At 56.5% G+C, this 237-nt stretch carries 1 rRNA gene; it reads right to left on the reverse strand.

Features of this window, described 5'->3' with window-relative positions:
• A 16S ribosomal RNA gene (locus B2W70_RS18065) occupies window positions 1-237 on the reverse strand; the annotation flags it as partial.

The raw sequence follows: 237 nt of genomic DNA on the forward strand, positions 1-237 counted from the left end.
CTTTACCCCACCAACTAGCTAATCTGACATCGGCCGCTCCAATAGCGAGAGGTCTTGCGATCCCCCCCTTTCACCCTCAGGTCGTATGCGGTATTAATCCGGCTTTCGCCGGGCTATCCCCCACTACTGGGCACGTTCCGATGCATTACTCACCCGTTCGCCACTCGTCAGCATCCGAAGACCTGTTACCGTTCGACTTGCATGTGTAAGGCATGCCGCCAGCGTTCAATCTGAGCC

Source organism: Aquabacterium sp. UBA2148 (assembly GCF_002328915.1).
Taxonomy (GTDB): domain Bacteria; phylum Pseudomonadota; class Gammaproteobacteria; order Burkholderiales; family Burkholderiaceae_C; genus Aquabacterium; species Aquabacterium parvum.